Here is a 25132-nt window from a genome sequence, read left to right on the forward strand (position 1 = left end):
CATCCTCATAGCTGCCGGAAATGCTGTAAACTAAAGAGTAAAGACAGATGTGCCAGTCGGTTTCTAACTTTATTCTCTAGTTTCCAACTTTATTCTCTTTTTACAAAACCTACAACTGATACGAAGCTGTCAAAGCTACCGCCAAAGCATCCGCAGCATCATCCGGCTTGGGAATTTCATCTAAATCTAACTCCCGCGCTACCGCCTCTTGCACATCTAACTTATCCGCGTTACCGTACCCGGTCAAAGCTTGCTTAATTTGAGCCGGAGTAAACTCTACATAAGGAAGACGACGCTGCCCCAACACCAAAATTAGTACACCCCGCGCCTGTGCAACCAGAATTGTACTTGACATTCGATAAAAGAATAGTTTCTCGATCGCAACCAAATCTGGTTGAAATTCCTCCATCACGGTATGTAAATCATCAAACAAGGTACATAGCCTCAGCCCCATTTCTACATCTGCTGACGTTTTTATTACCCCAAAATCCAGCATATTTACTGTAGTTTCTGGCATCTTCTTAGCAATTTGTGTACAGGTAATTACCCCAAACCCTAAAGTTGCCAGTCCGGGATCTAATCCTAAAATTCGTTTTTCCATTCAATTCACTTTTACAAAGCCCAGGCATTGTTTAACTAGAAATACTGGCAATCTTCACCGCTAGCTCTTAGTCTAATGGGATAGACAAATATAATAGTTTCACGCCTCATGTTTTAAACCAAGTGGTGTACATTTTCTGTAAATTATTGTTTGTAGCACTGCTGTAAATCAGGTATGTCAATTGGTTTTCTCAGACAAGCCCTCAACGCCCTGCAAAAGCAGTCGCGTTCTCGTACTTCCTATCGGGTTAACCAGTGGTTCAAATGGTTATCCCCCGGACTATCGGTAAAACGTTGGTTGTTGATTAGTATTGGAGGTGTACTGCTGGCGAGTTTGGGGTTAGCTATTTGGATTAAGCTGACCCCGATTTTTTGGATGATCGAGTTGTTTAGGGGTTTCCTGGGACTAATCACCAACCTCTTACCCAACTATATCAGCGGCCCTTTGGTACTGCTTGGCGGGTTGCTGTTGGTGCTTTGGGGGCAAACTCGGACTGTCGGCTCAATTACTAAGGTACTAAGGGCAGAAGGAGGGGAAGAACTGATCGATGTTTTGCTAGCACATCATCGATTGTACCGAGGCCCGAAAATAGTAGTAATTGGTGGCGGTACGGGGCTTTCTACGTTGTTGAGGGGACTAAAAACCTACAGCGCTAATATTACTGCTATTGTCACCGTCGCTGATGATGGTGGTTCTTCTGGGCGGTTGCGTCAAGAATTTGGAGTGTTACCACCAGGAGATATCCGCAATTGTTTGGCTGCATTAGCAGACGAAGAAAAGTTATTAACAGAATTGTTTCAATACCGTTTTCGGGCTGGAGATGGGTTAACGGGTCACAGTTTTGGCAATTTGTTTTTAACGGCAATGAGTGATATTACTGGAGATTTAGAACAAGCAGTTGCAGCCAGTTCTAAGGTGCTAGCGGTACGGGGACAAGTGCTACCAGCGACTCTCAGTGATGTTCGCCTTTGGGCAGAATTAGCCGATGGTCGTCGCATTGAGGGGGAGTCTAGCATTCCCAAAGCTGGGGGAAAAATTGTCAAAATTGGCTGCATTCCCAATAATCCACCGGCGGTACCAGCAGCAATTAAGGCAATTAAAGAAGCTGATTACATCATTATTGGCCCAGGTAGTCTTTATACAAGTCTCATTCCTAATTTATTAGTACCAGAAATTGCCGATGCGATCGCTCAAACAGATGCCCCCCGTATTTATATCTGCAATATCATGACTCAGCCAGGAGAAACCGAAGGCTACACTGTTGCCGATCATATTAGAGCAATTGATGCTGCTTGTGGGCAAAGACGGCTATTTGATGCTGTGCTAATCCACAAAAAATCTCCCTCAGAACAATCACTCATCCGCTACGCCGAACAAAACTCCTACCCCGTTTTCCTAGATAGAGAAGCCGTAACTCAGCTAGGGCGAAGGATTGTTGCAGCTAATGTTTTATATGAAGATGAAACGGGTTTTGTCCGTCACAATCCGCAGAAACTAGCACAAGTATTGTTGCGGTGGTACGGAAGAGGTCAGCCCCTTCGGGGAATTCAAAATTCAAAATGACGCTCTCTACGAGACGCTAAAAGCGTAGCTTGCAACTCTTACAGAGTACGCAGACTCGCTCTAAGCGAAGCCATGCCGTAGGCTTTACCCTGCGCTAACAAAATTCAAAATTAAGGAAGATGAAAATTTGTCATTTGTCATTAGTGAATAACCAATCCCCAATCCCCAATCCCCAATGCCCCATGCCCAATGCCCAATCCCCAATCCCTAAATTATGAAAATTTTTCTTGCAGATACAGAGGCAACACTACGCTTAGGTATTAATCTGGGTGAATCCCTGACTCCTGGCAGTGTAATTTTACTAGAAGGTGATTTAGGCGCTGGTAAAACTACCCTAGTTCAAGGTATTGGCAAGGGATTGGGAATCGTTGAACCTATTGTCAGCCCCACTTTCACCCTGATTAATGAGTACACCGAAGGACGGCTTCCCCTTTATCACCTAGATTTATATCGCTTAGAACCACAAGAAGTTGCAGCCCTAAACTTAGAAAGTTATTGGGAAGGCGTTGAAGTCATACCAGGAATTGTGGCACTTGAATGGGCGGAACGGTTGCCCTACAAGCCAGATAGTTATCTAAGTGTAAGTTTAACTTATGAGGATGGGGGCACTCGTCAAGCCGAACTCACACCATTTAATTGTGTCATTAACGAACTCAAAATGATTCGTAATGATTAATAAAACTGCTCTATATTCTTCAATTACGAATTACGAATTACGAATTAGTAACTATTTGATCGTTGCTGCGATTTAAGTCCGATAAATCTCACTTTATTGAACACCGCACAATAAAATTTCTGTAAATAGTCGAGGGAGAAATCCACACTCGTTCTATCTGCCACTACCACGCTCACCACTGTCAATCACTAACATTTTTATCTCAAGCCCAAATAAATGAAAAATTTTTCTAACAGTAGCTTTAGTGCTGCAATAATCAGTTTTTTAACTGGTTTAGATAGTGTATGAATTAATGAAATGTAAACTGTTGTTGGGTTGAATTAGAGGTTTTGCAGAACTTAGTCAGCTTGGTTTAACCTGATTAGTTCTCTATTCTCATTAAGAGAACTAATCAGGATTATTTAGCAGCCAAAGCTAGTAGAGAAAAGTTAACAACATCAATGTCTAACTTTTCCTTATATTCAATATACCCGAATTAAAGTTATAATCTATACACAATAATACTGGACTTGTGAAATGTCTAAAAACCTATTTAAGTAATTTTAGACATCTGTAATGAATATCAGTGTTAACAACTTTCAATAAAACATCTCGTATTTTTACATAATTATCGTAGAAATACGAGATGTTTTATCTTATATTTATTTGACATTAATCCGCATAAGTGAATGCACTAGTTATCTTTAATGAAAGAAGCGATCGCTTCTTTTATTGGATGGCCAGAATCGTCTCTGGTATAGTACGTAAGACCTTTATCAATGAATGCAGAGGTAGTATCTATTAACTGCTGAATAATCTCTGGACTAGTGTTATCTATTTCTTCAGTAACTTGTTTGCCTGTAAATCGGTTTTTTCGATCTTCTGGAGGTAATACAATCCGAGGATCTTTATAAGTCTCTTTTGGCTTAGGTTTAAATGTCTCATTTAAGTCAAACTGAAGGCGTAAGTAACGCTTAGATTCGTATCCACCCATAATTTGTCGGCAAATCGTGTTATCAATCTCAGATGTCGGTTCCATAAAGATATTAGTCAGATTTTGTACCCAGTCTAAGCCTCTCCATTTGCTTATTTGCTTATATTGATATGGTTCACCTGTTTGACCAGTACCAATAGAAAGGATAGAAATATCGTCTAATCGCAGATTATCCAGTTTATATTTTTGTTTAATATCTAGAGGTACTGAAGATAGTGGAGATTGACTGAGCCTCATAACTAGACTCAATGCTGCCAGACAAGGGTTGTTAGCAGAAACTCCTCCATCAATGTGAGGAAATTCCCAATCACCAAATTTATTTTTATCTAGAGGTTCTAATTTATATGGCGGGAAAAAAGTAGGGGCTGAGGCAGAAGCGGTACATATCTCCCATAAGTAACAATCATCGTACCATCTGTCTCCTAAATCGGGATGACAGTTTGTAAAAAAGGTTGTATTCCGATATAGGGTATCGTAAGCAAGAATCAAAATAATAGGTTTTTTAATATCCTTTATTTTTGTAAATTTATACGCATCTTTAAGGACGCGAATAATTCCATCATGAGAATATTTAGATTCTGAAAATACATCAATAATTGATTTGATAATAGATGGTAAGTTTTTATAGCGATCTTTTCTATTGGGCGGAAATATATCTTTACCTCTATTTGTATAGAGTTTAATAAGTTCTTCACTCTCTTTACCTACAGCAATCCCTCCTGCTAATATCGAACCAGTAGAAGTGCCAGCAATCAGGTCAAAGTATTCGTGTAAAAAGTTACCTTTCCCTTGATTTCTAATTTCTTGTTCTACTTGTTGAAGTATTTTTGCTGCAACTACTCCACGAATACCGCCACCGTCTAAAGCTAAAATTTTGAAGGACATAGCGATTCTCCTTGATTATTTCTATAGTTATTTTTTTGGGCATAGTTTCTGGGGAATACATTTACCTGAAAATAGCTGTAAATAAATAAAAATAAATAATTTTATGGCGCTTACAAATAAATTCAGGTTTCAAGTTGCAATTTCTGATACAGCGAGAAGTCAATAACCTTTAGTTATACCATTTCTTTGTGAGGCTGCGCCAAACCCTTTTAACTTCTTTCTTTGTGTCCTTTGCGTCCTTTGCGGTTCGTTTCTCTTTCTTATTTCTTGTACTTCAATATGGTTTAGCGCATCTTCATACAGAATTGGTATTAAAAGGGTAAAGAAGAAAAACAAGAATTTTTGCCTTTTATAGCAACAGTCAAAGTGGTTAGGACATCAACAGATGATGAAACTTAGACACAAAAGGACTTTTCACCCAATCCCCAGTCCCCAGTTCCCAGTCCCTTGCTATAGCTTTAAGCAAACCACATTGGTCTAGTCTTGACTATGGATAGATGAAAATCTTGCCATTTCAAGTATGACTTTGATGTATATTTCTTTAGATATACGTAATATTAAATAAATATTTGCTACAAGAAAGTTAAAGCTTGACCCCGCACTTGCGTGTTTACTTGGCCTTTATCATAAACTATCTCACCACCAACAATGGTGGTTGTAGCCCAGCCAGTCAGGTTCCAGCCTTCAAAGGGACTCCAACGGCATTTGGTTAAAAGTTCTTCACGCCGGACTGGACGATATGTGTTTAAATCTACAAGCACTAAATCGGCATCATAACCAGGTGCGATCGCTCCTTTGTTGGGAATACCATAAGCTACAGCTACATTCTTAGACATCCAGTTCACTACTTGGGCAACAGTACACTTTCCCTCCATAGCCGCAGTTAACATCAAAGCTAGGGAAGTTTCTACCCCAGGCATTCCTGAAGGACTATTGGGGTATTCTTGAGCTTTTTCTTCTAAGGTGTGGGGTGCGTGATCTGTAGCGATGAAATCAATCACGCCATCGCGCAAAGCTTGCCAAAGGACTTCGTTATCGTGGGGCGATCGCAATGGTGGATTCATCTGTGCTAAAGTACCAATCTTTTCATAAGCACTAGTGTTCAACACCAAATGCTGTGGTGTTACCTCTGCTGTCACCCAACTAGGTTTTTCTTGACGCAGCAAATCTGCTTCTTCGGCTGTTGACATGTGGAGAATATGCAGACGACGTTGATATTTCTCAGAAAGTTTTAATGCTAGTTGGGTTGCGAGCAACGCCGCTTGATTATCTTGAATTTGCGAGTGAACGGCTGGATCGTGGATATTGGCAAATTCTTGGCGGCGTTGGTTGATTCTAGCCTGGTCTTCGGCATGAACGGCAATCAAGCGATCGCCTTTAGCAAATATCGCCTCCAGTGCTGTTTCCCCATCAACCAGCAATTGACCGTGCATCGACCCCATAAAAATTTTAATTCCTGATGTTGGCTTGGCTAAAAGCAAGTCTGGGAGATTCTCTGCTGTTGCCCCAATAAAAAAGCCATAATTAACCAAGGACTTTTGTGAGGCCCGTTGTAGTTTGTCGTCTAAAGCCTGCTGTGTCGTTGTTAAGGGGCGCGTATTAGGCATTTCTAAAAAAGAAGTGACTCCGCCTTTAGCACAGGCGCAACTGGCAGTGAATAAATCTTCCTTGTGTTCTAGTCCAGGTTCGCGGAAATGTACCTGCGGATCGATAACTCCTGGCAACAAAGTTAACCCTTCTGCGTCAATTTCAGTGACTAGTGCTGTTTGGGAAATTTCTGGCGCAACTTCGACTATTTGGCGATCGCGCGTCAACACATCCCCAATCATCAATTCACCATTGGGTAGAATTATGCGAGCGCGGCGAATCAGTAAACTTTTTGAAGATGACATAGGACTAACTTTGTTCACGCAGGGAGCTATATATTACAGACAACTATGATTTTAGGTTAAACTTAGTCGCGCTCTGAGTGTTAAATTTTTTGCTGCCTGTTACAAAAAAGTTTATTTTTTAATCTATGAAGAACTTCGCCAATCAATTTTGGATCTTAAGTCGCACCTTGAATTTGGGATTGACTTTATCCTAGAAAGGATACAGCTTAGGAATTTGAAATTGGTTTCGCCCTCCAGAGGCTAGTTAAAACCCAAATAAAATATCCTCAATCCAAGTTGCGCTTCCAGCGCACCAAAGGTGCGACCTAAAATCCACAATCTAAAATTGGTAGCCAAGATGCGAACATAACTAGAAAATTAAAGTTTTCCCGTTAAGATTAACAGATAAAGTCTTACTAGGCGAGTTAATTACCTACATCTTTCCTTCAGTTCAGTAATTTCATGCAAAACCAAGTGTCTGATAACAACTCTAGTCAACAACCTGATAATTCCTGGATCGCAGAGCTAGGTAGAACAATTGTATTAAGTATCGTTCTAGCTCTGGGAATTCGTACCTTTGTTGCTGAAGCACGCTGGATTCCTTCAGGTTCGATGGAACCAACTCTGCATGGTACGCCAAACCAGTGGGAGGCAGACAAAATTATTGTCGATAAGTTGAAATATAAATTTGCCGATCCGCAACGTGGAGATATCGTAGTATTTTCACCGACGAAAGAGCTACAAAAAGAACAATATCAGGACGCTTTTATTAAACGGGTAATTGGCTTACCTGGAGAACAAGTACAACTCAGAGATGGCAAAGTTTATATTAACAACAAACAGCTACCAGAATCTAATTATCTCGCTTCTGGTCAAACCACAGTTATTGATGTTTGCCAGTCAGGGCCACAGCCACCTTTTTTGGCAAAACCCCAGACTATACCAAATGATTCATACTTAGTATTAGGTGATAATCGCACCAATAGTTATGATGGGCGTTGCTGGGGTGTTGTCCCCCGCCAGAATATTATTGGACGGGCTGTAGTTCGTTTTTGGCCTCTAAATCATATCGGGGGAATAGATAAATCGCCAGTATATCCATAAGTTAAGAAAATTAGTAACAAAAGAATTTTAGATTTTACAGGACTTACGCAAACAATGTCCGAAAATAAAGATTCTCAGATAAGGAGAATTGATGTAGGCGTAAAGCGACTTGCCGCAGGGTATTGCTCCTATCGTGTATAGTTTTGCGTAAGTCCTATTTACGATTAGGGACTGCTAAATCACTAATCTAAAATCTAAAATCCAAAATCGCTATGATGCCTTACCTAGCCAAGATTTTACTGTATCCAGTTAAATCACTGGATGGTATTGAAGTTGATGAGGCTGGAGTTCTTGCCAGTGGCGCACTACAGCATGACCGCGAGTTTGCTATTTTTGACGAACGGGGTAAATTTGTCAATGGCAAGCGTCATGCTAAAATCCATTTATTAAGGGTGAAATTTGCACTCTTGAATAGAACTATTTCACTACAAATCCCAGGCGTTGACTCACAACAAACTTTTCATCTGGATGACGAACGGCAAGCCTTAGAAGCAACTTTGAGTAATTATTTTGAGTTTGCTGTCACATTCAGGCAAAATTCTTTGATGGGGTTTCCTGATGATACACACTCACCTGGCCCAACGGTAATTAGTACAGCAACGTTGGCAGAGGTTGCTTCTTGGTTTCCTGATTTAAGTGTGGATGAAATGCGCCGTCGAATGCGTGCCAATATCGAGATTGATGGTGTACCAGCATTTTGGGAAGATCAGCTATTTAGCGAACAAGGTGATTTAGTCTCTTTTCGAGTCGGAGATGTGGATTTTTTTGGGGTTAATCCATGTCAGCGTTGTATAGTCCCAACCCGGGATTCTTACTTAGGCGAAGCTTACCCAAATTTTCAAAAAATCTTTGCAACTCAACGACAAGCAACTCTACCTAATTGGGTTGCTTCATCGCCTTTTAATCACTTTTACAGATTGAGCGTTAATACCCAATTGCCCCAATCCTCAGCTAGAAAAATTTTACGAATTGGCGATAAAGTTGACACATTTTTACAATAAAATTAACATTTATTTATAAGAAAAAACAGTAGGTAAATTTTCTTGGATTTTTTTCGTTTTTACTGTATATTTGCATGACAATTTTAGAATTCTTGTAGTTAAATATAGGTTTTTATAGAATTCCAAAAGTTTTGAGACAAAAAATCAAAACCTCCCTCAGTAATTAGAAATTAAATTTAGGATTGGGTGTTAATGGCAACCTGAATTTTTGAATGGCATACTGTACCCGATCGATTAAATTTCAATTTGATACATTGCCAGATAAAACTAAGCAAATTTAAGCTGAATTCGAAATTACTGAATTGAGGTCCTATGTGAAGAGTAGTTATCCAAAAAGTATTGAGAGAGGTCATAGTCAAAGTGATGACACACCGGAAATTTTTCTAGTATAAAATGTAGCTTATGTAGCAAAGAAGCCCCTAATATATGCTGGGGAAGAATTAAACAACAATGTTATCCAAACTTCAGCCCGTCAAATCTCTTAATTGCTTAGTTGGCAAAGTTTACGCCAAGATGCCTCTCAAGTATGTTCTGATTGTCCCGTTTATATTGCAAATTTTTGGGGCGGTGGGACTTGTGGGCTATCTTTCGTATCAAAACGGACAAAAAGCGGTGAGGGAGCTTGCTACTCAATTAGAAAATGAGATTTGCGATCGCATTGAACAACATCTTAATAACTATTTAACAACTCCGAAGCAAATAAATCAAATCAATTTAGATGCGGTTGAGCTAGGTTTGCTCAATCTTTCTGACTTTAAAACTACCGGAAATTACTTTTGGAAACAAATGCGGGTTTTCAATGTTGGCTACAACAGCTTTGCCAACCCCAAAGGTGAATTTATCGGTATTGAACGTTTAGATAATGGCAAGCTGTTAATTAATGAAGTTAGCCAAAAGCATGGTATCGGGAAACTTTATATTTATAATTCAGACTTGAAGGGCAATCGTCGCCAGCTTCAGCAAGTTAAAGATTACGATCCTCGTATTGAAGCATGGTATGCAGATGCAGTCAAGGCAGGTAAACCGGTTTGGAGTCAAATTTATCAATGGGAAGATAAACCAGAAATTTTATCGATATCTTCCAGCTATCCCGTTTACGATCAAAATAAAAAACTTGTTGGGGTAATTAGTGTTGATCTAATTTTGTCACAAATCAGCAAGTTTTTAGCCAATTTAAGTACCGAACAATCGGGTAAAACTTTTATCTTAGAGCGCTCTGGATTAATAGTAGCTTCTTCTACCGAGCCACCATATAACATCGTTAATGGTCAAATCAAACGTCGATCGGCATTAGATAGTCAAAATTCTTTAATTCGGCTCACAACCCAGTCTTTGAAGAAACGTTTTGGTAGTCTTGGGTTTGTTGTGGGAAAGCAACAGCTAACTTTTAGCGCCGATGGAATGCGTTATTTTGTACAAGTAAAAAGTTGGAAGGACAAACTAGGTTTAGATTGGCTAATTGTAGCGGTGATTCCCGAAGGCGAATTTATGCAGCAAATTAATGCTAACACCCACATCACCATTTTGCTGTGCATACTTGCTTTTTTAGTAGCTACAAGAATCGGGATTCGGACTGCTCGTTGGGTAATTAAACCGATTTTACAATTAAACGCATCGGCCAAAAAAATTGCTCAAGGTGAATGGGAGCAAGCACCAGAAATTCATCGCTCCGATGAGTTGGGGGAATTAGCCAAGTCATTTGAAACTATGGCAAAGCAATTACAGGCATCCTTCAGTGTTTTGGAGGGAAAGAATGCTCAAATGCAAGTTTTAAATGAGGCGTTATCTGCGAGTCAGAGCAGGCTAACTCAATTTTTAGAAGCTATGCCAGTGGGTGTATTTATTATAGATGCTGAAGGTGAACCTTATTATACAAATAATATTGGGCAGCAAATTCTTGGTCAAGGAGCGATCGCAGAAGTTAATCCCGAACAATTGTCAGAGGTATATCAAGCTTACCTTGCCGGGACAGATCGACTTTACCCTAGCGATCGCCTACCAATTTTGAGAGCATTGCTGGGGGAAAGCACCAGGGTTGATGATATGGAAGTTCGGCATGTTGACAAGATTATTCCCATTGAAGTTTTGGGTAAGCCCATCTATGGTGAATCAGGGAATTTGGCTTTTGCGATGGCTACCTTTTTTGATATCAGCGAACGCAAACAAGCAGAAAAATTATTAGCAGAATATAATCGCACCTTAGAAGCTCAAGTCACAAAACGTACTGAAGAGTTCCAACAAGTGATTGAGCAACTGCAAGCCACCCAAGAAAAACTGATTCAATCGCAAAAAATCGCCGCACAGGAACAACAAGCAGCCATTCGGGAAGCAGCACGAAGCGCCGCCGCCAACCTCGCCAAAAGCGAATTCCTCGCTAACATGAGCCACGAACTACGTACCCCACTCAACGCCATTCTTGGTTTCACCCAAGTCATGAGCCGAGATTATTCGCTATCTAGGGAACATCAAGAAAACTTGGCAATTATTAATCGGGCTGGCGAACATCTACTTAACTTAATTAACGACATTTTGGAAATGTCCAAAATTGAAGCTGGCAGAATCACCTTAAATCTGGGTAGCTTTGACTTAATTCATCTATTAAAGAATTTAGAAGAGATGTTGCACTTGCGGGCTGCATCAAAAAATTTAGAATTAGTGTTTGAATATCCACAAGATATTCCTCAGTACATAGAAACAGATGAAAATAAACTGTGTCAAGTCTTGCTCAACCTTTTGGGTAATGCCATCAAATTTACTGATATGGGGAGAGTGACGCTACGGGTGAGATTGGGGGCTGGGGACTGGCGACAAGAGGACAAGGGGACAAGGGGACAAGGGGACAAGGAGAATACCCAATGCCCAATGCCCAATGCCCAGTTCCCAATTTCCAATTCCCAATTTTTAATCTTCGAGGTACAAGATACTGGTTGCGGTATTACCACACAAGAAATTGACTTGCTGTTTGAAGCTTTTGAGCAAACCGAAATCGGCAGAAAATCGCAGCAAGGGACGGGGCTAGGTTTAGCCATTAGCCGTAAATACGTGCAACTTATGGGGGGAGATATTAGTGTTAACAGTACTCCTGGTATTGGTAGTACATTCACCTTTAATATTCAAGTTGTTTTAGCTTGTCCCAGAGAAATACCGACACACCAAATTAAATTTCAAACTTTAGCTCTAGCAGGGACTGAAAAAGCATACCGGATCTTAGTAGTTGACGATTCCCAAGAAAGCCGTTTATTGCTAGTTAAAATTCTCACCACTCTGGGTTTTGAAGTTAGAGAAGCAGCAAATGGGCAAGAAGCAGTTGCAAATTGGGAATCTTGGCAACCACACTTGATTTTTATGGATATGCGAATGCCTGTAATGGATGGTTATGAAGCCACAAGAATGATTAAAGGTAAACAAATCGGACATGGGGCAGGCAATAGGTTGCGGAGGTTCCCAAAATTTAAACAACTTACCTCATCGGGGAGCCAGCACCTGAGCGGAGGGTTTGATTCAAGCGAGCGTGAGATTCTATGCAAAGCCTCCTCTACATCAGAAGTAACTGGTGTTATGGAAAACGATCCTGCTGATGCATCCGCTTTGCGATCATCGCCAACAGCCTTGGCATTCTCTACCGATATTTCTGAGGTATGGCAGAATTACAACCAACACACGATCGTTATTGCCCTCACAGCTAGCGCCTTTGAAGAAGAGCGCCAGAAAATTTTGTCCATTGGCTGCGACGATTTTATTCGCAAGCCATTCACACAAGAAGTATTATTGGAAAAACTGAGCCAACATCTGGGTGTAAAGTATACCAATCAAGTAGAAAATTCAAACCTAGCAGTTACCGAGCAAGCTACACAGATATTTGTCAGTGTTGCTGAACTCCTAAGCCTTTTATCGCAAATGTCACCTGATTGGCTGCAAAAGATCCACTATGCCGCAGCTAGTTGTAGTGATGAACTAATTTTAGAGTTAATCCAGCAAATCCCCTCAGATAATGTTCAGATTGCCCAAGTTCTCAGGGATTTAGCAAATAATTACCAGTTTGAAAAAATTATGGAATTGACTAGAACAAACATAGAATGAAGTACGAGCCTTTAGACCCTAATAAAAAAGATATTTTGATCGTTGATGATATGGCGGATAACCTGCGGGTTTTATCCTCAATATTGACTAGGGAAGGGTATAACGTTCGGAAAGCTTTAAACTGGCAAATGGCGCTGACAGCCACTCAAACACTGTTGCCAGACCTGATTTTACTCGACATTATGATGCCAGAAGTAGATGGCTATGAAATTTGTCAGACCTTTAAAGCTTGGGAGCTAACAGCCGATATCCCGGTGATTTTTATTAGTGCTTTAGATGATGTTTTTGACAAAGTTAAAGCCTTTAGGGTAGGTGGTGTAGACTATATCACCAAACCTTTTGAGTTTCAAGAAGTTTTAGTACGGGTGCAAAATCAACTGGCATTGAGATCGGCGCGATTAGAAATATTAAAACTAAATATTGAACTGGAATATCGGGTAAAGGAGCGAACTGGGGAGCTAGAAAAAGCCCTACAAAAACTTCAACAAGAAATTAATTCTCGCCAGAAGTTGCAAAGTCAACTGCTAGATATAGCGTTGCATGATTCCCTGACTGGATTACCAAATCGAGTTTTGTTTATGAGGCGACTAGAGAACGCTCTCAATCGGGCCAAGCAAGAATCTAGTTATCAGTTTGCGGTACTTTTTTTAGACTGCGATCGCTTCAAAGTTATTAATGATTCCCTTGGGCATTTGGTGGGAGATGAGTTGCTCATAGCGATCGCTCGCCGCCTACAAGGGTGTCTGATACCTATTGATACTCTAGCACGATTGGGCGGTGACGAATTTGGAATTCTTCTAGAAAATATCACAGATATTAACGTTGCAATCCAAGTTGCTGAAAGGATTTTGCAACAGCTATCACTTGCTTTTAGACTTTCAAGATATGAAGTATTTATGAATGCCAGTATGGGCATAACTTGGGGAAATAAAGATTACGAGCGCCCAGAGCATTTACTACGTGATGCTGATACGGCAATGTATCGAGCCAAGGCTCAAGGAAGAGCCAAATATCATGTTTTTAATCCAGCAATGCATCAAGAAGCTATTGAGCTTTTAGAGTTAGAAAACGATCTGCGAAGGGCTGTTGAAAGACAAGAATTCGTTGTTTATTATCAGCCAATTATTTCTTTAACTACAGGCAGAATTTCTGGATTTGAAGCCTTAGTGCGCTGGCAACATCCGGTTCGCGGTTTGGTTGCTCCCACAGAATTTATTCCTGTGGCAGAAGAAACAGGCTTGATTAATGCTATAAATACTTGGGTGTTAAAGTCAGCTTGTAATCAATTAAGCATTTGGCAAAATCATCCAGTGACACCAGAACCTCTAACGATAAGTGTCAACTTGAGTGCTAGGTTATTTTTACAACCGAATTTTGTAGAACAAATCGATCGCATAATTTATGAAACTAAAATAAATCCTGAATATTTAGAATTAGAAATTACAGAAAGTGTAATTATGGAAAATACTAATGCAATTAAAATGATTTTCCAACAACTAAAAAAGCGAAAAATAAAATTGATTATGGATGACTTTGGTACAGGATATTCCTCTTTAAGCTACCTGCACAGCTTTCCTTTAAACGCACTCAAAATTGATAAATCTTTTGTCAAACGTATGCAGGATAATAAAGAGAATATGGGGTTAGTACCAGCAATGATTGGCATTGCCAACTCAATGGGCATGAGTGCGATCGCGGAAGGTGTCGAAACACAAGAACAGTTATCCCTGTTGAGAAGTTTAAACTGTAACTTTGCTCAAGGATATCTATTTTCTGAACCCCTAGAACAACAATTAGCTATTAAGTTACTTGCCGCAGCACCTCAATGGTAGCTATCAAGTAGCACTTGGCTCAAATTTCCTTATTAACGCTCGGCTATATAATCTGTAGGTGCTATCTAATATACTGTTATAACTAGCCTATCAAATTCATAACGCTTATAAATGGCTAATAGTTTTGATGGTTAGCAATACTCTCGATCCACGGTGGAGTTAGACTATAAATATAGCTATTTTAGTAAAATTAATCAATAAATCTCAGGATGATTTCAAAGAAGCATTTACTATTCTCAACAAGTAAACTTATAGCTTTTGATAATAATGCATTTTAATCAAACTACCCATCATAAAAGAAATATTTTAGTAGTCGATGATACCCCAGATAATTTAAGGCTTTTATCGGCAATGTTGACTGCACAAGGTTTTGAAGTTCGCAAAGCCTTAAACGGTAAAATGGCGCTTACTGCCTGTCAAATGGTTTTACCAGATGTGATTTTGTTAGATATAAATATGCCAGATATGGATGGCTATCAAGTTTGTCAACAACTAAAAGCTGACGATAAAACTTGCGAAGTTCCAGTAATTTTTATCAGCGCCTTAGATGATGTTGTCGATAAGGTAAAAGCCTTTGATGTTGGTGGTGTAGATTATATTGCCAAACCTTTTCATGGGGCAGAGGTTGTACTACGAATTGAAAATCAGATTAATTTACGTTTGCTCCAAGTTAAACTACAAGAAAAAAACCTTTTATTACAAGAGGCTCTTGACAACTTACAATCCGCTCAAGTTCAACAAATTCAAAACGAAAAGATGGTGGCACTGGGGCAGTTAGTGGCTGGGCTAGCTCATGAAATTAATAACCCCATTAGTTTTATTTATGGTAATCTCCAATATGCTGGTCAATATGTCCAAGACCTAGTAAATCTGATCGAAATTTATCAACAAGAATATCCAAAACCTACATCCAAAATTCAGCAAATAGCCAACGATATAGACCTGAATTTTGTGATTAACGATCTGCAAAATCTGATAGGTGCAATGTATAGAGGCTCCGATCGCATTCGAGAAATAGTTTTGGCGCTACAACACTTTTCTCGGCATGACGAAGCAGAGATGAAGCGGGTAAATATCCATGAAGACATCGAAAATACTTTGGTGATGTTACAACATCGACTTAGGGAAGCAGGAAACCGTCCAGCAATTATTGTAGTGAAAGATTATGGTAATTTACCTCTAGTCAGTTGTTATGTAAGTGAATTAAACCAAGTATTTATGCATTTGTTGAATAATGCGATTGATGCAATAGAAGAGAAATTGGAGAATCAATCTTCTAATCTTTATTCTCTAATGCCACTTGACAACGGTTACACGCCAGTTGCGGCACTTGGAGAAACATCAAAACCGCAGTGGCTCCTCCCTACTCCCCAGATTAGGATTCATACAGAGGTGACAGAGTTGAATACGATCAAAATTGCGATCGCAGATAATGGGCCTGGGATAGAAGAATCGTTGCGATCGCGTTTGTTTGACCCATTTTTTACCACAAAAGCTGTGGGTAAAGGTAGTGGGCTAGGATTATCTATCAGCTATCAGATTATCGTCCACAAGCACCGAGGAAATATTACCTGCAATTCTTCTGTTGGGCAAGGAGCAGAATTTACGATCGAAATTCCCATCGAGCAACCTGAGCGTTAACCAACAGCAAACTCAGTAAATTGCCGTTTGAAGGGGGAATGAAAAGCCAATACAATATCTTGTTTAGGTACACCTCGATTAGTAAGCTCATTACTCATTACTCATCACTCACCACTCATCACTCCTAAAGGCTTAATGGTAGTAGAACTGTGAACGTTGTCCAACCCTGAGAACAGGTAACTTCAATTTTGCCTTGAAGATATTCTACTAATTTCTTCACTAATGCTAAACCTAACCCTGTGCCGCCATATTGCCAGCGATCGCTCTGAGGAATTCGGTAAAACGGCTCAAAGATTCGAGATTGTTCTATTGTGGGAATTATCACCCCGGAATTACTAATTGTAATTTGAAAACAGGAAACTTGAAGGTTATTTAATATACCAGACTTAGTATCCTTATTGATTAGATTTTTTATACTATCGATTACCTGAACATCCACCGTAATCTGTCCTTCAGGAGGAGTATATTTACAAGCATTGTTGAGCAACTCTGAGACAATTTCGGTTAGGCTAGCCAAGTCTGAAACTAAAGGTGGTAAATTTGACCCAATATTAAGTTGTAAAGTCTGTTGCCTAGATTTAGCCCTTTCTTCAAAATATTCGGCAACATGAGGCAGCCAGTGTTGGAGTTGAATTGAAGTTAATTCCAATGGATAGACATCTGCATCAATCATGCGGATATGTAGTAAATTGTCTACTAAATCCAGTTCTTGTTCGCACTGCTCGCGCAAGATAGTTAAGTAGCGGGCTACAGATTCAGATGAAAAAAGTGGATTTGAATTTAAGCTACCCTGCCGATCGAGAATATTTTCTAGGGCGGAGATGGCCATTTTGATGTTTGACAAGGGCGTTCGCATTTCATGAGAAGTGGTTGCGAGAAAATCTTCTTTCAACTTGTTCAGGCGTTGGAGTTCTGCAACTTGAATTTCTAGTTGTTGGGCACGTTCAGTTGCGAGATTGCGTTCTTCGGTTAGCCGTCGTTGTGTGTCATCCCGAAAAACTAGTACGGCTCCTGTAATGATGCCACTGTTGTCTTTCAGGGGAGTAGCACTATCAGCTACTGGTATAGTCTTCCCATCTCTAGTAATTAGTAGAATCCGACTGTCTAGATAGATAGTAGTTTCTTCTTGGAGGGCTTTGATAATTGGATTTTGGACAGGGAGTTGAGTTTGTTCGTCAATGAGTTTGAACACCTCAGTTAACATCCGACCCTTAGCTTCATCCCATTGCCACCCTGTTAATGCTTCACCTACCCGATTTAGGTACTTGACGCGCAACTCAGGATCGACCACAACCACTCCATCGCCCATTCCCCGCAGCACAGAACTCAAAAATTGCTCGCGATCGTAGCGGTTGAGCGCTGTTTGAATGGCAACGTAAAGTTCTTGGTCTTTAACAGGCTTGAGAATATACCCAAAGGGCGATGTCAGTGTTGCCCGCTCAACAGTACTGTTATCAGAGTGCCCTGTAAGGTAGATTGCAGGAATTTGTAAATTCTGCCAAATTTGCTCAGATGCCTGAATTCCGTCCATTTCACCGCGTAACCTGATATCCATTAAAATCAAGTTTGGGCGTGAGCTAGTTGCTTTTTCAATTGCCTCTTCTGCGGAATCGGCGATGCCTGAAACAGTATATCCCAGAGACTCTAAACTTTCTTGTAAGTTGATGGCAAGAATATATTCATCTTCAACAACAAGGATTCGAACCGTCTCCTTTTTATATATGTTTGATGGGATGCCAATCATTTTTATATCCGGCTGTTTGTAAAAGTAATTTTAAACTGTGTTCCCTGCTTAGATTCAATTTCGAGTTTTCCTCTTAGCTGCTTGACTAAACCTTGGACAAGAGTTATACCAAGTGTTTGAGATTTATTACTATCAAAATTTTCAGGTAAACCAATACCATTATCTCGAATAATGAGTGCCAAAGTAGACTCTGATTCTTGATAAAACTTAACCTTAATTTCTCCTCTAATTTGATCAACAAAGGCATATTTCAAAGCATTGGAAACCAGTTCGTTGATAATCAAACCGCAAAGAATAGCGGTTTCGATATCGAGGCTAGCATCATCAACTTGAATCTTCAGTTTAATCTGGCTGGAACTGACGTTATAGGAATCGAATAAATGAGTTGTTAAATCTGGGATGTATTGAGCAAAATCAATATCAGAGAGGTCTTCAGAACGGTATAATTTTTCATGAATTAGAGCAATGGAGGCAATGCGGTTTTGGCTATCGCGTAAAATCGCTGTCACCACAGGATCTTGTGTGCGTCGGCACTGCATTTGTAACAAACTGCTGACAATTCCTAAATTATTCTTCACCCGATGGTGAATTTCTTTAAGTAATACCTCTTTTTCTTTGAGAGAAGCTTTGATTTTTTCCTCTGCTTGCTTATGCTCGGTGATATCTTGTTGGACGGCTACAAGAACGCTTCCATACTCAGGATGCTCAAAGATGGAACTAGTCGCTCGACACCAGAATGGAGCGCCATCTTTCTTAACATTATGAACTTCATAAGTAGCTTCACCGTTTTGCAAAACGGCAGTCATAATCGCCTCATGAACATTTTCACGTGCATTATATTCATCTGCACAATTGACAATGGACACATGTTGACCGATTAATTCACCCGGTTTATAGCCAAACATCTGCTCGAACTTAGCGTTAGTGTAGACAAATACGCTATCTCTAGCACGAACTAGGCAAATTCCTTCTGCCATGTTACGGGTAATTACTGCTTGCAGTTCTAACATTTGTTCAGCACGTTTGCGATCGCTGATTTCAACTACAACAATGCCCATGCTAATAGGTTCATCTGCTTCAGACTGAATCGGAAAGTAGGAAGCTAGCCAAGTTCTGATTACACCGGGTAGTTTTGGAGTTTCTCCACTGATTTCCAAATCCAGAATCGGTTCACCCGTTGTCAAGAGATGACGAAAGACTTGCTCTTGCTTTGGTGCTAAATCAGGAACAATATCCCAGGGTGTTTTGCCAATATGCGCGGCTGCGGGAATGCCATTAATTTCTGCTAATGCTTCATTAATCAATAAGAAACGCAGATCCCGATCCATAATGGTTATCCCAACGGGTGCGCTATTGATGAAGGTATCTAATAACTTTTGCTTGTGAGCCAGTTCTCGCTCTAGAATTTTGCGATCGCTAATATCAATGATAACGCCTAGCATCCGCACAGCTTTGCCTGCTTGGTTGTAAACGCCGCGCCCTTTCCCCGTGAGCCAGTGAAGACTGCCATCGGGGTAAATTACTCGATATTCATCTTCAAAATTACTATGTTCTGTCAACGCATTTGATACAGCCTGTTCAATTCGGTCAACATCCTCTAAATGAACACAATTGCGCCATAGCTGATAGCTTGCTGATGTTTCTGGCTCTAAACCTAACAAACGAAAATGGTTGTCGTTCCAGATAACTTCACCTGTTTCAACATTCCAATCCCAAATACCGATGTGGTTAAATTCCAAGGTTAGCCTTAGTTGTTCTTCACTTTTAGCTAAGGCTGCCTCGGTTTGTTTGCGTAAGCGAAGCTCTTCGTAGACATGGCTAACATCCCGATGAGTACCAGTCATCCGCAAAGGATTACCCTGTTCATCTCGGATGACAACCTTACCATAATTGGCAATCCATTTCCATTCGCCAGAATTGGTTCGGAGTCGATAGTCAAATTTGTAGGGTACTGAACTATCCTTGAGATGGGCTGCCAAGATTTGCTCAACCCAAGGTAGATCGTCTGGATGAACAAATCGCTTCCAAGTACTGAAATCTTGTGGAAGTTCATCAAAGCCGTATCCGAGCATTTCTAAAAAGCGGGGGTTGTAATATATCTCTCCAGTGAGAATATTCCAGTCCCACAAACCATCCCCAGAAGCTTCAAGTGCTAATTGTAGTCGTTCCTCACTTTGGCGCAGAGTTTCTTCTGCTTTTTGGCGATCGCGTAGGGCAGCTTGTTGTTCAGTAATATCTCGCCCTTCTGGAATCAACAAAACGACTTTACCTGTCTCATCTTCAAGGGGACGCAGTGAAAAATCGATTGTTGCTACTCGGTTATTTGCGCCTAGAACATCAACTTCATAGCGAACAAACTCCCCTTGAGATGCACGGGCGATCGCTTGTTTTAATTTTTCTTGAGTTTGTGGTGAAATTGTCCACCAGTGTGCTTCCCAAAAAGGGCGATTGATGACATCTTCAAGCTGAAGTCCGCCAAAATTTAGCGCCGTCTGGTTCGCCTCCAGTAAAATGCCAGATGGCGTTAGTAGTCCTGTGAATTGGAAAGTGTTATTAAAGATCGCGCGGAATCGGCGATCGCTTTCTTGCAATTTGGCAGTGCGTTCTTGGACTTTAGCTTCTAACTTGCTGTTGAGGATTTGGAGGTTGTGGTATTGGGCTTGTTGAATAGCGATCGCTCCTACTAGACGTTGTTGTTCCCCCTGCTGATGCTCGATAGCCCGATGAATCGTTCGGCAGAGATTTTCCTGGGTCAGTTTTCCCTTAACTAAATAATCATGGGCCCCACTCTTAATAGCTTGGACTGCGATCGTTTCATCCCCCTGTCCAGCCAGCATAATTACTGAAATCTGGTTGCTGGAAGTTTGCTTCTGTAGCTTAGTGAGAAATTCCAGCCCATCTAAATCTGGTAGTTGGTAGTCCAACAAAATCACATCCGGTATTTTCCCAAGGCATACTTGTAGTGCCTTATTTCCCAACTCAAACTCGTAAATATCATAAGTGTAGCGATCGTCCCACTCTAAGAAGCGTCGATACAACGCTCTGTTTTCCGCAGAGTCTTCTACAAAACATACAGTTATTTTATTGACTGCCATGTATCTCAACCTCCTAAGAAAGCTGCAAAAGTAGGAGAGAAGAATTAATAACCAATAATACCCAATCCCCAATGCCCCATGCCCTATGCCCCATTCCCAATCTTAAATTCAAGAAATCCGTACTTTTTCTCGATCGCAGACGACTATTTTTAGTCGCATAAACGCATAATAGAAGTGTGACCGATCTGTTCGTCCCTTTACAATCCCTCAAACAAGGTAACTGGTTCAAGCTGATCTGCGGAGCCAGCTTCCAGCATTTGCCGGCAGTTAGAAATTTGACCTTAGCCTATACCTTGGCGGGCGCTGACTGCATAGATGTTGCAGCTGATCCAGCGGTGATTGCAGCAGCGCAATCAGGGCTGCAAGTAGCTAAAACTTTAGCTAATGATGCCCAAAAGCGAGGTTTTAACTACAAAGGCAACTCACCTTTTTTGATGGTCAGCCTAAATGATGGAGAAGACCCCCATTTTCGCAAAGCAGAATTTAATCCTAATGAGTGTCCTAAAGATTGCCCTAGACCTTGTGAACGGATTTGTCCGGCACAAGCGATCGTGTTTGACAGTATCAAAGAAGATTTTTCGGGAGTAGTTTCCGAAAAGTGTTATGGCTGCGGTCGTTGCATCCCAATTTGTCCATACAGTATAATTTATACAGCTTCGTATGTGACAACGCCAGGAGCGATCGCGCCATTAGTAATGTCAACAGGAGTAGATGCCGTAGAAATCCATACACAAGTAGGGCGGTTGGCAGAATTTCAGCGATTGTGGCAAGCAATTTCACCGTGGGCCGATCAATTAAAGCTACTGGCTATCAGCTGTCCCGATGGCGAGGGGATGACTGACTACCTAAGAACAGTGTATGACCTGATTGCCCCACTCAAAAGTGCTTTAATTTGGCAAACCGACGGTCGTTCTATGAGTGGTGATATTGGCGATGGCACTACTATAGCCGCAGTAAAATTAGGGCAAAAAGTTTTGGCAGCGAAATTACCGGGATATGTGCAGTTAGCAGGCGGCACAAATAGCTATACGGTTGCTAAGTTAAAGGCAATGGGATTGTTGAAAGAGGCAGAGGGGCAGGGGGCGGGGGGCAGAGGAGAAGAAATTTTCCCCCTGCTCCCTGCTCCCTGCTCCCCTGCCTCCATCGCTGGGATTGCCTACGGTAGCTACGCCCGTGTATTGCTGTCACCAATTCTCGAAAAGTTAGAGAATAAGGAGGTAACTAACACCAGTATGAAGGCAACTAATCGCCTAGAAGAAGATGAAGTATTACTTTGGCAAGCTGTAGAACTTGCCCATTCTCTCGTTTCCCAAATTAAGTCCCATAGGGAGGGGAGAGCAAGCATTAATTAAGCATAATTACTTAGTCCAAAATAATACTGTAATTCATGTTTAATTTATGTTTGTATAGTCAAGGTAGGAGGTTTGAGCATTGAATGAGCGCTTGAGAACAGTTAGAAGCTGAAAGTATCGATTTACTGTTGTTTCCGTCACCATAGAAAGCATGACGATTACAGACGATCTCCAAAAGTTATTAGATATTTTGCCCCAAGACCTGCAACAAGTACTAGAGAATCATCCCAAACGAGATAGTTTAGTAGAAGTGGTCTTGGATTTGGGTCGTCGCCCAGAGGCTCGCTTTCCTAACCAAGCTGAGTATCTGAGCGAAATACCCGTTACTCAAGAACAGATAGATGATTGCATTGAACGAGTCGGAATTTTTGGCGGAGATAATCGGGCAGGAATTGAGCAAACTTTGCATCGGATCAGCGCCATCCGCAACCGTACTGGTAAGATTATTGGCTTGACCTGTCGCGTTGGTCGAGCCGTATTCGGAACCATTGGGATGATCCGCGATTTGGTAGAAACTGGTAAATCGATTCTGATGCTGGGTCGTCCAGGCGTAGGCAAAACTACCGCCTTACGGGAAATAGCCCGTGTATTGGCGGATGATTTGCAGAAGCGAGTGGTGATTATTGACACCTCCAACGAAATTGCTGGGGATGGTGATATTGCCCACCCCGCCATTGGTCGCGCGCGGCGGATGCAAGTGGCTCATCCAGACCAACAGCATCAGGTGATGATTGAGGCAGTGGAAAACCACATGCCAGAAGTCATCGTCATTGATGAAATTGGCACTGAACTGGAAGCTTTAGCGGCTCGGACAATTGCTGAACGGGGCGTACAGTTAGTAGGTACTGCCCACGGGAATCAGATCGAAAATCTGATTAAAAACCCCACTTTGGCTGATTTAGTTGGGGGTATCCAAGCTGTTACCCTGGGAGACGACGAGGCCAGACGGCGAGGCTCTCAAAAGACTGTTTTAGAGCGGAAAGCCCCTCCTACCTTTGAAATTGCTGTGGAAATGTTGGAACGCCAACGTTGGACAGTACACGAAAGCGTTGCTGACACAGTAGATAATCTGCTGCGGGGTCGTCAGGCTACCCCACAAACGAGAACCGTTGATGACCACGGCAAAGTTGCAATTACAAGGCAGTTAGCTGTTGTTAACGGTCGCGGTGGACAGCTAGGGACAGTGGAAGATTCTTTCCCACCAGCGCGACAGGCTAATGGCTGGCGTTCTTCTGGACAAATGGTTGCACTGCCCCAATTACCTGTAGAACGGGTAACAGGACGCAGTGAGTTTGATCGATTGCTGGATGAATCTTTCAATTATTCTGAGAGCATTGATTTAGATGCTGCTACCAGACAGCCAGGGCCAAATGGTGAAGATTTGCCATTGCACGTTTACCCTTATGGCGTTAGCCGCCACCAACTAGAACAGGTAATTAGCGTGCTAACTTTACCCGTGGTATTGACAAAAGATATAGATACTGCTGATGCAATTTTAGCACTGCGATCGCACGTCAAAAACCATGCCAAATTACGCCAAATGGCTAAAGCCCGTCATGTACCCATCCACATGATTAAGTCCAGCACCATTCCGCAAATTACCCGTGGCTTGCGGCGGTTGCTGAATATGGACGATCCAGAAATGACCGACGACCTAGAATTGCAACTGTTTTTGCACAATGGTAGCGATGATGAGATGGATGCCCTTGAAGAAGCGAGACTTGCTGTTGAGCAAATCGTGATTCCTAAAGGACAGCCAGTTGAGTTATTACCGCGCTCTTCCCAAGTCCGCAAAATGCAACATGAGTTGGTAGAACATTATCGCCTCAAGTCGCATAGTTTTGGCGAAGAACCAAATAGAAGATTGCGGATTTATCCGGCGTAATTTCGCCCCCAACCCCTCTCCGAATCGGAGAGGGGATTTTAATGGAGAGACTGATGTCTTATAAAGAGTTTTCTTTGAGAAAAGTAAAACAAGACTTTAATCTCACCCTAGTAGAGGGCGGACGGTTTTTGCCGCTGATAGAACCAATCTTGCCAAGTCCAATGCTGGCTGAATTTTTGGCAGAAAGTATCCAACTAGCAATTGCAATGGGTTCTGAGAAAGCTCGCTCGGAATTGATTATCAGCCCAATCTTGTTTGAAATCCGAAAAATTCTGAATAGACAAATCAGTTTCTTTTCTGGAGAAGAATTTAATGTTGAGCCAGAAGTGGGACTGGCGGGATTTTGCGACTTTTTGATTAGTCTTTCGCCAGAACAGTTATTTATTGAAGCCCCAGCAGTGGTGATTGTGGAAGCCAAAAAGGAAAATCTTAAAGGTGGTTTGGGGCAATGTATCGCAGAATTGATCGCCGCCCAAAGGTTTAATGCTAAATACGAAAAACCGATTGCTACTATCTACGGTAGTGTTACTAGTGGCAACCTGTGGACATTCCTCAAGTTAGAGGATACTACTGTTACTATTGATTTAACTGAGTACTTAATTCATCCAGTAGAGCAAATTTTAGGTATTTTGGTTTGGATGATTCGCTCACAGGCAACTTAAAGTTTGATTTTGCTTCTGATTGTTGTTAATTTATCTATGCCGAAAAACCCGATCGCAAAGACCAGGTTTTTTTGGGGCCATATTCCCCGAAGGCTAGTTATAGAAGTTATTTATAATTCAGTGTTCTGGTAATTACTACCAAACTTAGATTATCAATTTCGGAAAAC

Annotated in this window: 15 protein-coding genes and 1 pseudogene; 10 read left to right on the forward strand and 6 right to left on the reverse strand. The window is 41.2% G+C overall.

Features of this window, described 5'->3' with window-relative positions:
* Positions 1-109: 109 nt before the first annotated feature.
* On the reverse strand, positions 110-601 hold the full coding sequence (gene ruvC / locus RMZ41_RS04175; protein ID WP_322645242.1) for a crossover junction endodeoxyribonuclease RuvC: 492 nt from the start codon (positions 599-601) through the stop codon (positions 110-112).
* 174 nt (positions 602-775) lie between these two features.
* On the opposite strand from ruvC, the gene RMZ41_RS04180 reads away from it, so the two are divergent.
* Both RMZ41_RS04180 and tsaE read left to right on the forward strand, forming a co-directional pair.
* Complete coding sequence (locus RMZ41_RS04180; protein WP_322645241.1) at positions 776-2164, forward strand: gluconeogenesis factor YvcK family protein; 1389 nt, start codon at positions 776-778, stop codon at positions 2162-2164.
* Between the two features lie 214 nt (positions 2165-2378).
* Positions 2379-2840, forward strand: coding sequence for a tRNA (adenosine(37)-N6)-threonylcarbamoyltransferase complex ATPase subunit type 1 TsaE (gene tsaE, locus RMZ41_RS04185; RefSeq protein WP_322645240.1), 462 nt, complete (start codon positions 2379-2381; stop codon positions 2838-2840).
* 673 nt (positions 2841-3513) lie between these two features.
* On the opposite strand, the gene RMZ41_RS04190 is transcribed toward tsaE, so the two are convergent.
* Entirely contained in the window at positions 3514-4698 is a 1185-nt protein-coding gene (locus tag RMZ41_RS04190; RefSeq protein WP_322645239.1) for a patatin-like phospholipase family protein, read from the reverse strand.
* A gap of 572 nt (positions 4699-5270) precedes the next feature.
* Complete coding sequence (locus RMZ41_RS04195; protein WP_322645238.1) at positions 5271-6590, reverse strand: dihydroorotase; 1320 nt, start codon at positions 6588-6590, stop codon at positions 5271-5273.
* A 441-nt stretch (positions 6591-7031) separates the two neighbouring features.
* Here RMZ41_RS04195 and lepB point away from each other — a divergent pair, with 441 nt between their 5' ends.
* The 5 genes from lepB (at position 7032) to RMZ41_RS04220 (ending at position 16227) form a co-directional block, all read left to right on the forward strand.
* Entirely contained in the window at positions 7032-7673 is a 642-nt protein-coding gene (gene lepB / locus RMZ41_RS04200) for a signal peptidase I (RefSeq protein ID WP_322645237.1), read from the forward strand.
* Between the two features lie 215 nt (positions 7674-7888).
* Entirely contained in the window at positions 7889-8674 is a 786-nt protein-coding gene (locus RMZ41_RS04205; protein WP_322645256.1) for an MOSC domain-containing protein, read from the forward strand.
* Positions 8675-9124: 450 nt separating this feature from the next.
* Positions 9125-12754, forward strand: a complete 3630-nt coding sequence (locus tag RMZ41_RS04210; RefSeq protein ID WP_322645236.1) for an ATP-binding protein — start codon at positions 9125-9127, stop codon at positions 12752-12754.
* Positions 12751-14586 (forward strand): EAL domain-containing protein, encoded by a 1836-nt coding sequence (locus RMZ41_RS04215; RefSeq protein ID WP_322645235.1) that lies wholly within the window; start codon positions 12751-12753, stop codon positions 14584-14586. Before RMZ41_RS04210 ends, RMZ41_RS04215 begins: the two co-directional genes overlap by 4 nt.
* A 267-nt stretch (positions 14587-14853) precedes the next feature.
* Positions 14854-16227, forward strand: a complete 1374-nt coding sequence (locus RMZ41_RS04220) for a response regulator (protein ID WP_322645234.1) — start codon at positions 14854-14856, stop codon at positions 16225-16227.
* On the opposite strand, the pseudogene RMZ41_RS04225 reads toward RMZ41_RS04220, so the two are convergent.
* The 3 genes and pseudogenes from RMZ41_RS04225 to RMZ41_RS04235 all read right to left on the reverse strand — a co-directional run.
* Positions 16224-16325 (reverse strand): annotated as a pseudogene (locus RMZ41_RS04225) (element excision factor XisI family protein); the annotation flags it as partial. The gene RMZ41_RS04220 and the pseudogene RMZ41_RS04225 sit on opposite strands and share 4 nt — an antisense overlap.
* Positions 16326-16351: 26 nt before the next feature.
* Complete coding sequence (locus tag RMZ41_RS04230; RefSeq protein ID WP_322645233.1) at positions 16352-17971, reverse strand: ATP-binding protein; 1620 nt, start codon at positions 17969-17971, stop codon at positions 16352-16354.
* Positions 17972-17973: 2 nt separating this feature from the next.
* The gene (locus tag RMZ41_RS04235) at positions 17974-21066 is read right to left on the reverse strand and encodes a PAS domain S-box protein (RefSeq protein WP_322645232.1); all 3093 of its coding nucleotides are present in this window, start codon (positions 21064-21066) and stop codon (positions 17974-17976) included.
* A gap of 176 nt (positions 21067-21242) precedes the next feature.
* Here RMZ41_RS04235 and ldpA point away from each other — a divergent pair, with 176 nt between their 5' ends.
* From ldpA to RMZ41_RS04250, 3 genes are all read left to right on the forward strand, one after another.
* On the forward strand, positions 21243-22418 hold the full coding sequence (ldpA, locus tag RMZ41_RS04240) for a circadian clock protein LdpA (protein WP_322645231.1): 1176 nt from the start codon (positions 21243-21245) through the stop codon (positions 22416-22418).
* A gap of 151 nt (positions 22419-22569) precedes the next feature.
* On the forward strand, positions 22570-24303 hold the full coding sequence (locus RMZ41_RS04245) for a R3H domain-containing nucleic acid-binding protein (protein ID WP_322645230.1): 1734 nt from the start codon (positions 22570-22572) through the stop codon (positions 24301-24303).
* A 53-nt stretch (positions 24304-24356) separates the two neighbouring features.
* Positions 24357-24965 (forward strand): hypothetical protein, encoded by a 609-nt coding sequence (locus RMZ41_RS04250; protein ID WP_322645255.1) that lies wholly within the window; start codon positions 24357-24359, stop codon positions 24963-24965.
* Positions 24966-25132: the final 167 nt, after the last annotated feature.

The organism is Nostoc sp. DedVER02 (assembly GCF_034530675.2).
Classification (GTDB): Bacteria; Cyanobacteriota; Cyanobacteriia; order Cyanobacteriales; family Nostocaceae; genus Nostoc.

Excerpts from the sequence above, each read along its gene's own strand:
- RMZ41_RS04250 (WP_322645255.1), top strand. The coding sequence starts at position 24,357 with ATGTCTTATAAAGAGTTTTCTTTGAGAAAAGTAAAACAAGACTTTAAT.
- ruvC (WP_322645242.1), bottom strand. The coding sequence starts at position 601 with ATGGAAAAACGAATTTTAGGATTAGATCCCGGACTGGCAACTTTAGGG.
- RMZ41_RS04230 (WP_322645233.1), bottom strand. The coding sequence starts at position 17,971 with ATGATTGGCATCCCATCAAACATATATAAAAAGGAGACGGTTCGAATC.
- tsaE (WP_322645240.1), top strand. The coding sequence starts at position 2,379 with ATGAAAATTTTTCTTGCAGATACAGAGGCAACACTACGCTTAGGTATT.
- RMZ41_RS04190 (WP_322645239.1), bottom strand. The coding sequence starts at position 4,698 with ATGTCCTTCAAAATTTTAGCTTTAGACGGTGGCGGTATTCGTGGAGTA.
- RMZ41_RS04235 (WP_322645232.1), bottom strand. The coding sequence starts at position 21,066 with ATGGCAGTCAATAAAATAACTGTATGTTTTGTAGAAGACTCTGCGGAA.
- RMZ41_RS04180 (WP_322645241.1), top strand. The coding sequence starts at position 776 with ATGTCAATTGGTTTTCTCAGACAAGCCCTCAACGCCCTGCAAAAGCAG.
- RMZ41_RS04210 (WP_322645236.1), top strand. The coding sequence starts at position 9,125 with ATGTTATCCAAACTTCAGCCCGTCAAATCTCTTAATTGCTTAGTTGGC.
- RMZ41_RS04205 (WP_322645256.1), top strand. The coding sequence starts at position 7,889 with ATGCCTTACCTAGCCAAGATTTTACTGTATCCAGTTAAATCACTGGAT.
- RMZ41_RS04195 (WP_322645238.1), bottom strand. The coding sequence starts at position 6,590 with ATGTCATCTTCAAAAAGTTTACTGATTCGCCGCGCTCGCATAATTCTA.
- RMZ41_RS04220 (WP_322645234.1), top strand. The coding sequence starts at position 14,854 with ATGCATTTTAATCAAACTACCCATCATAAAAGAAATATTTTAGTAGTC.
- lepB (WP_322645237.1), top strand. The coding sequence starts at position 7,032 with ATGCAAAACCAAGTGTCTGATAACAACTCTAGTCAACAACCTGATAAT.
- RMZ41_RS04245 (WP_322645230.1), top strand. The coding sequence starts at position 22,570 with ATGACGATTACAGACGATCTCCAAAAGTTATTAGATATTTTGCCCCAA.
- RMZ41_RS04215 (WP_322645235.1), top strand. The coding sequence starts at position 12,751 with ATGAAGTACGAGCCTTTAGACCCTAATAAAAAAGATATTTTGATCGTT.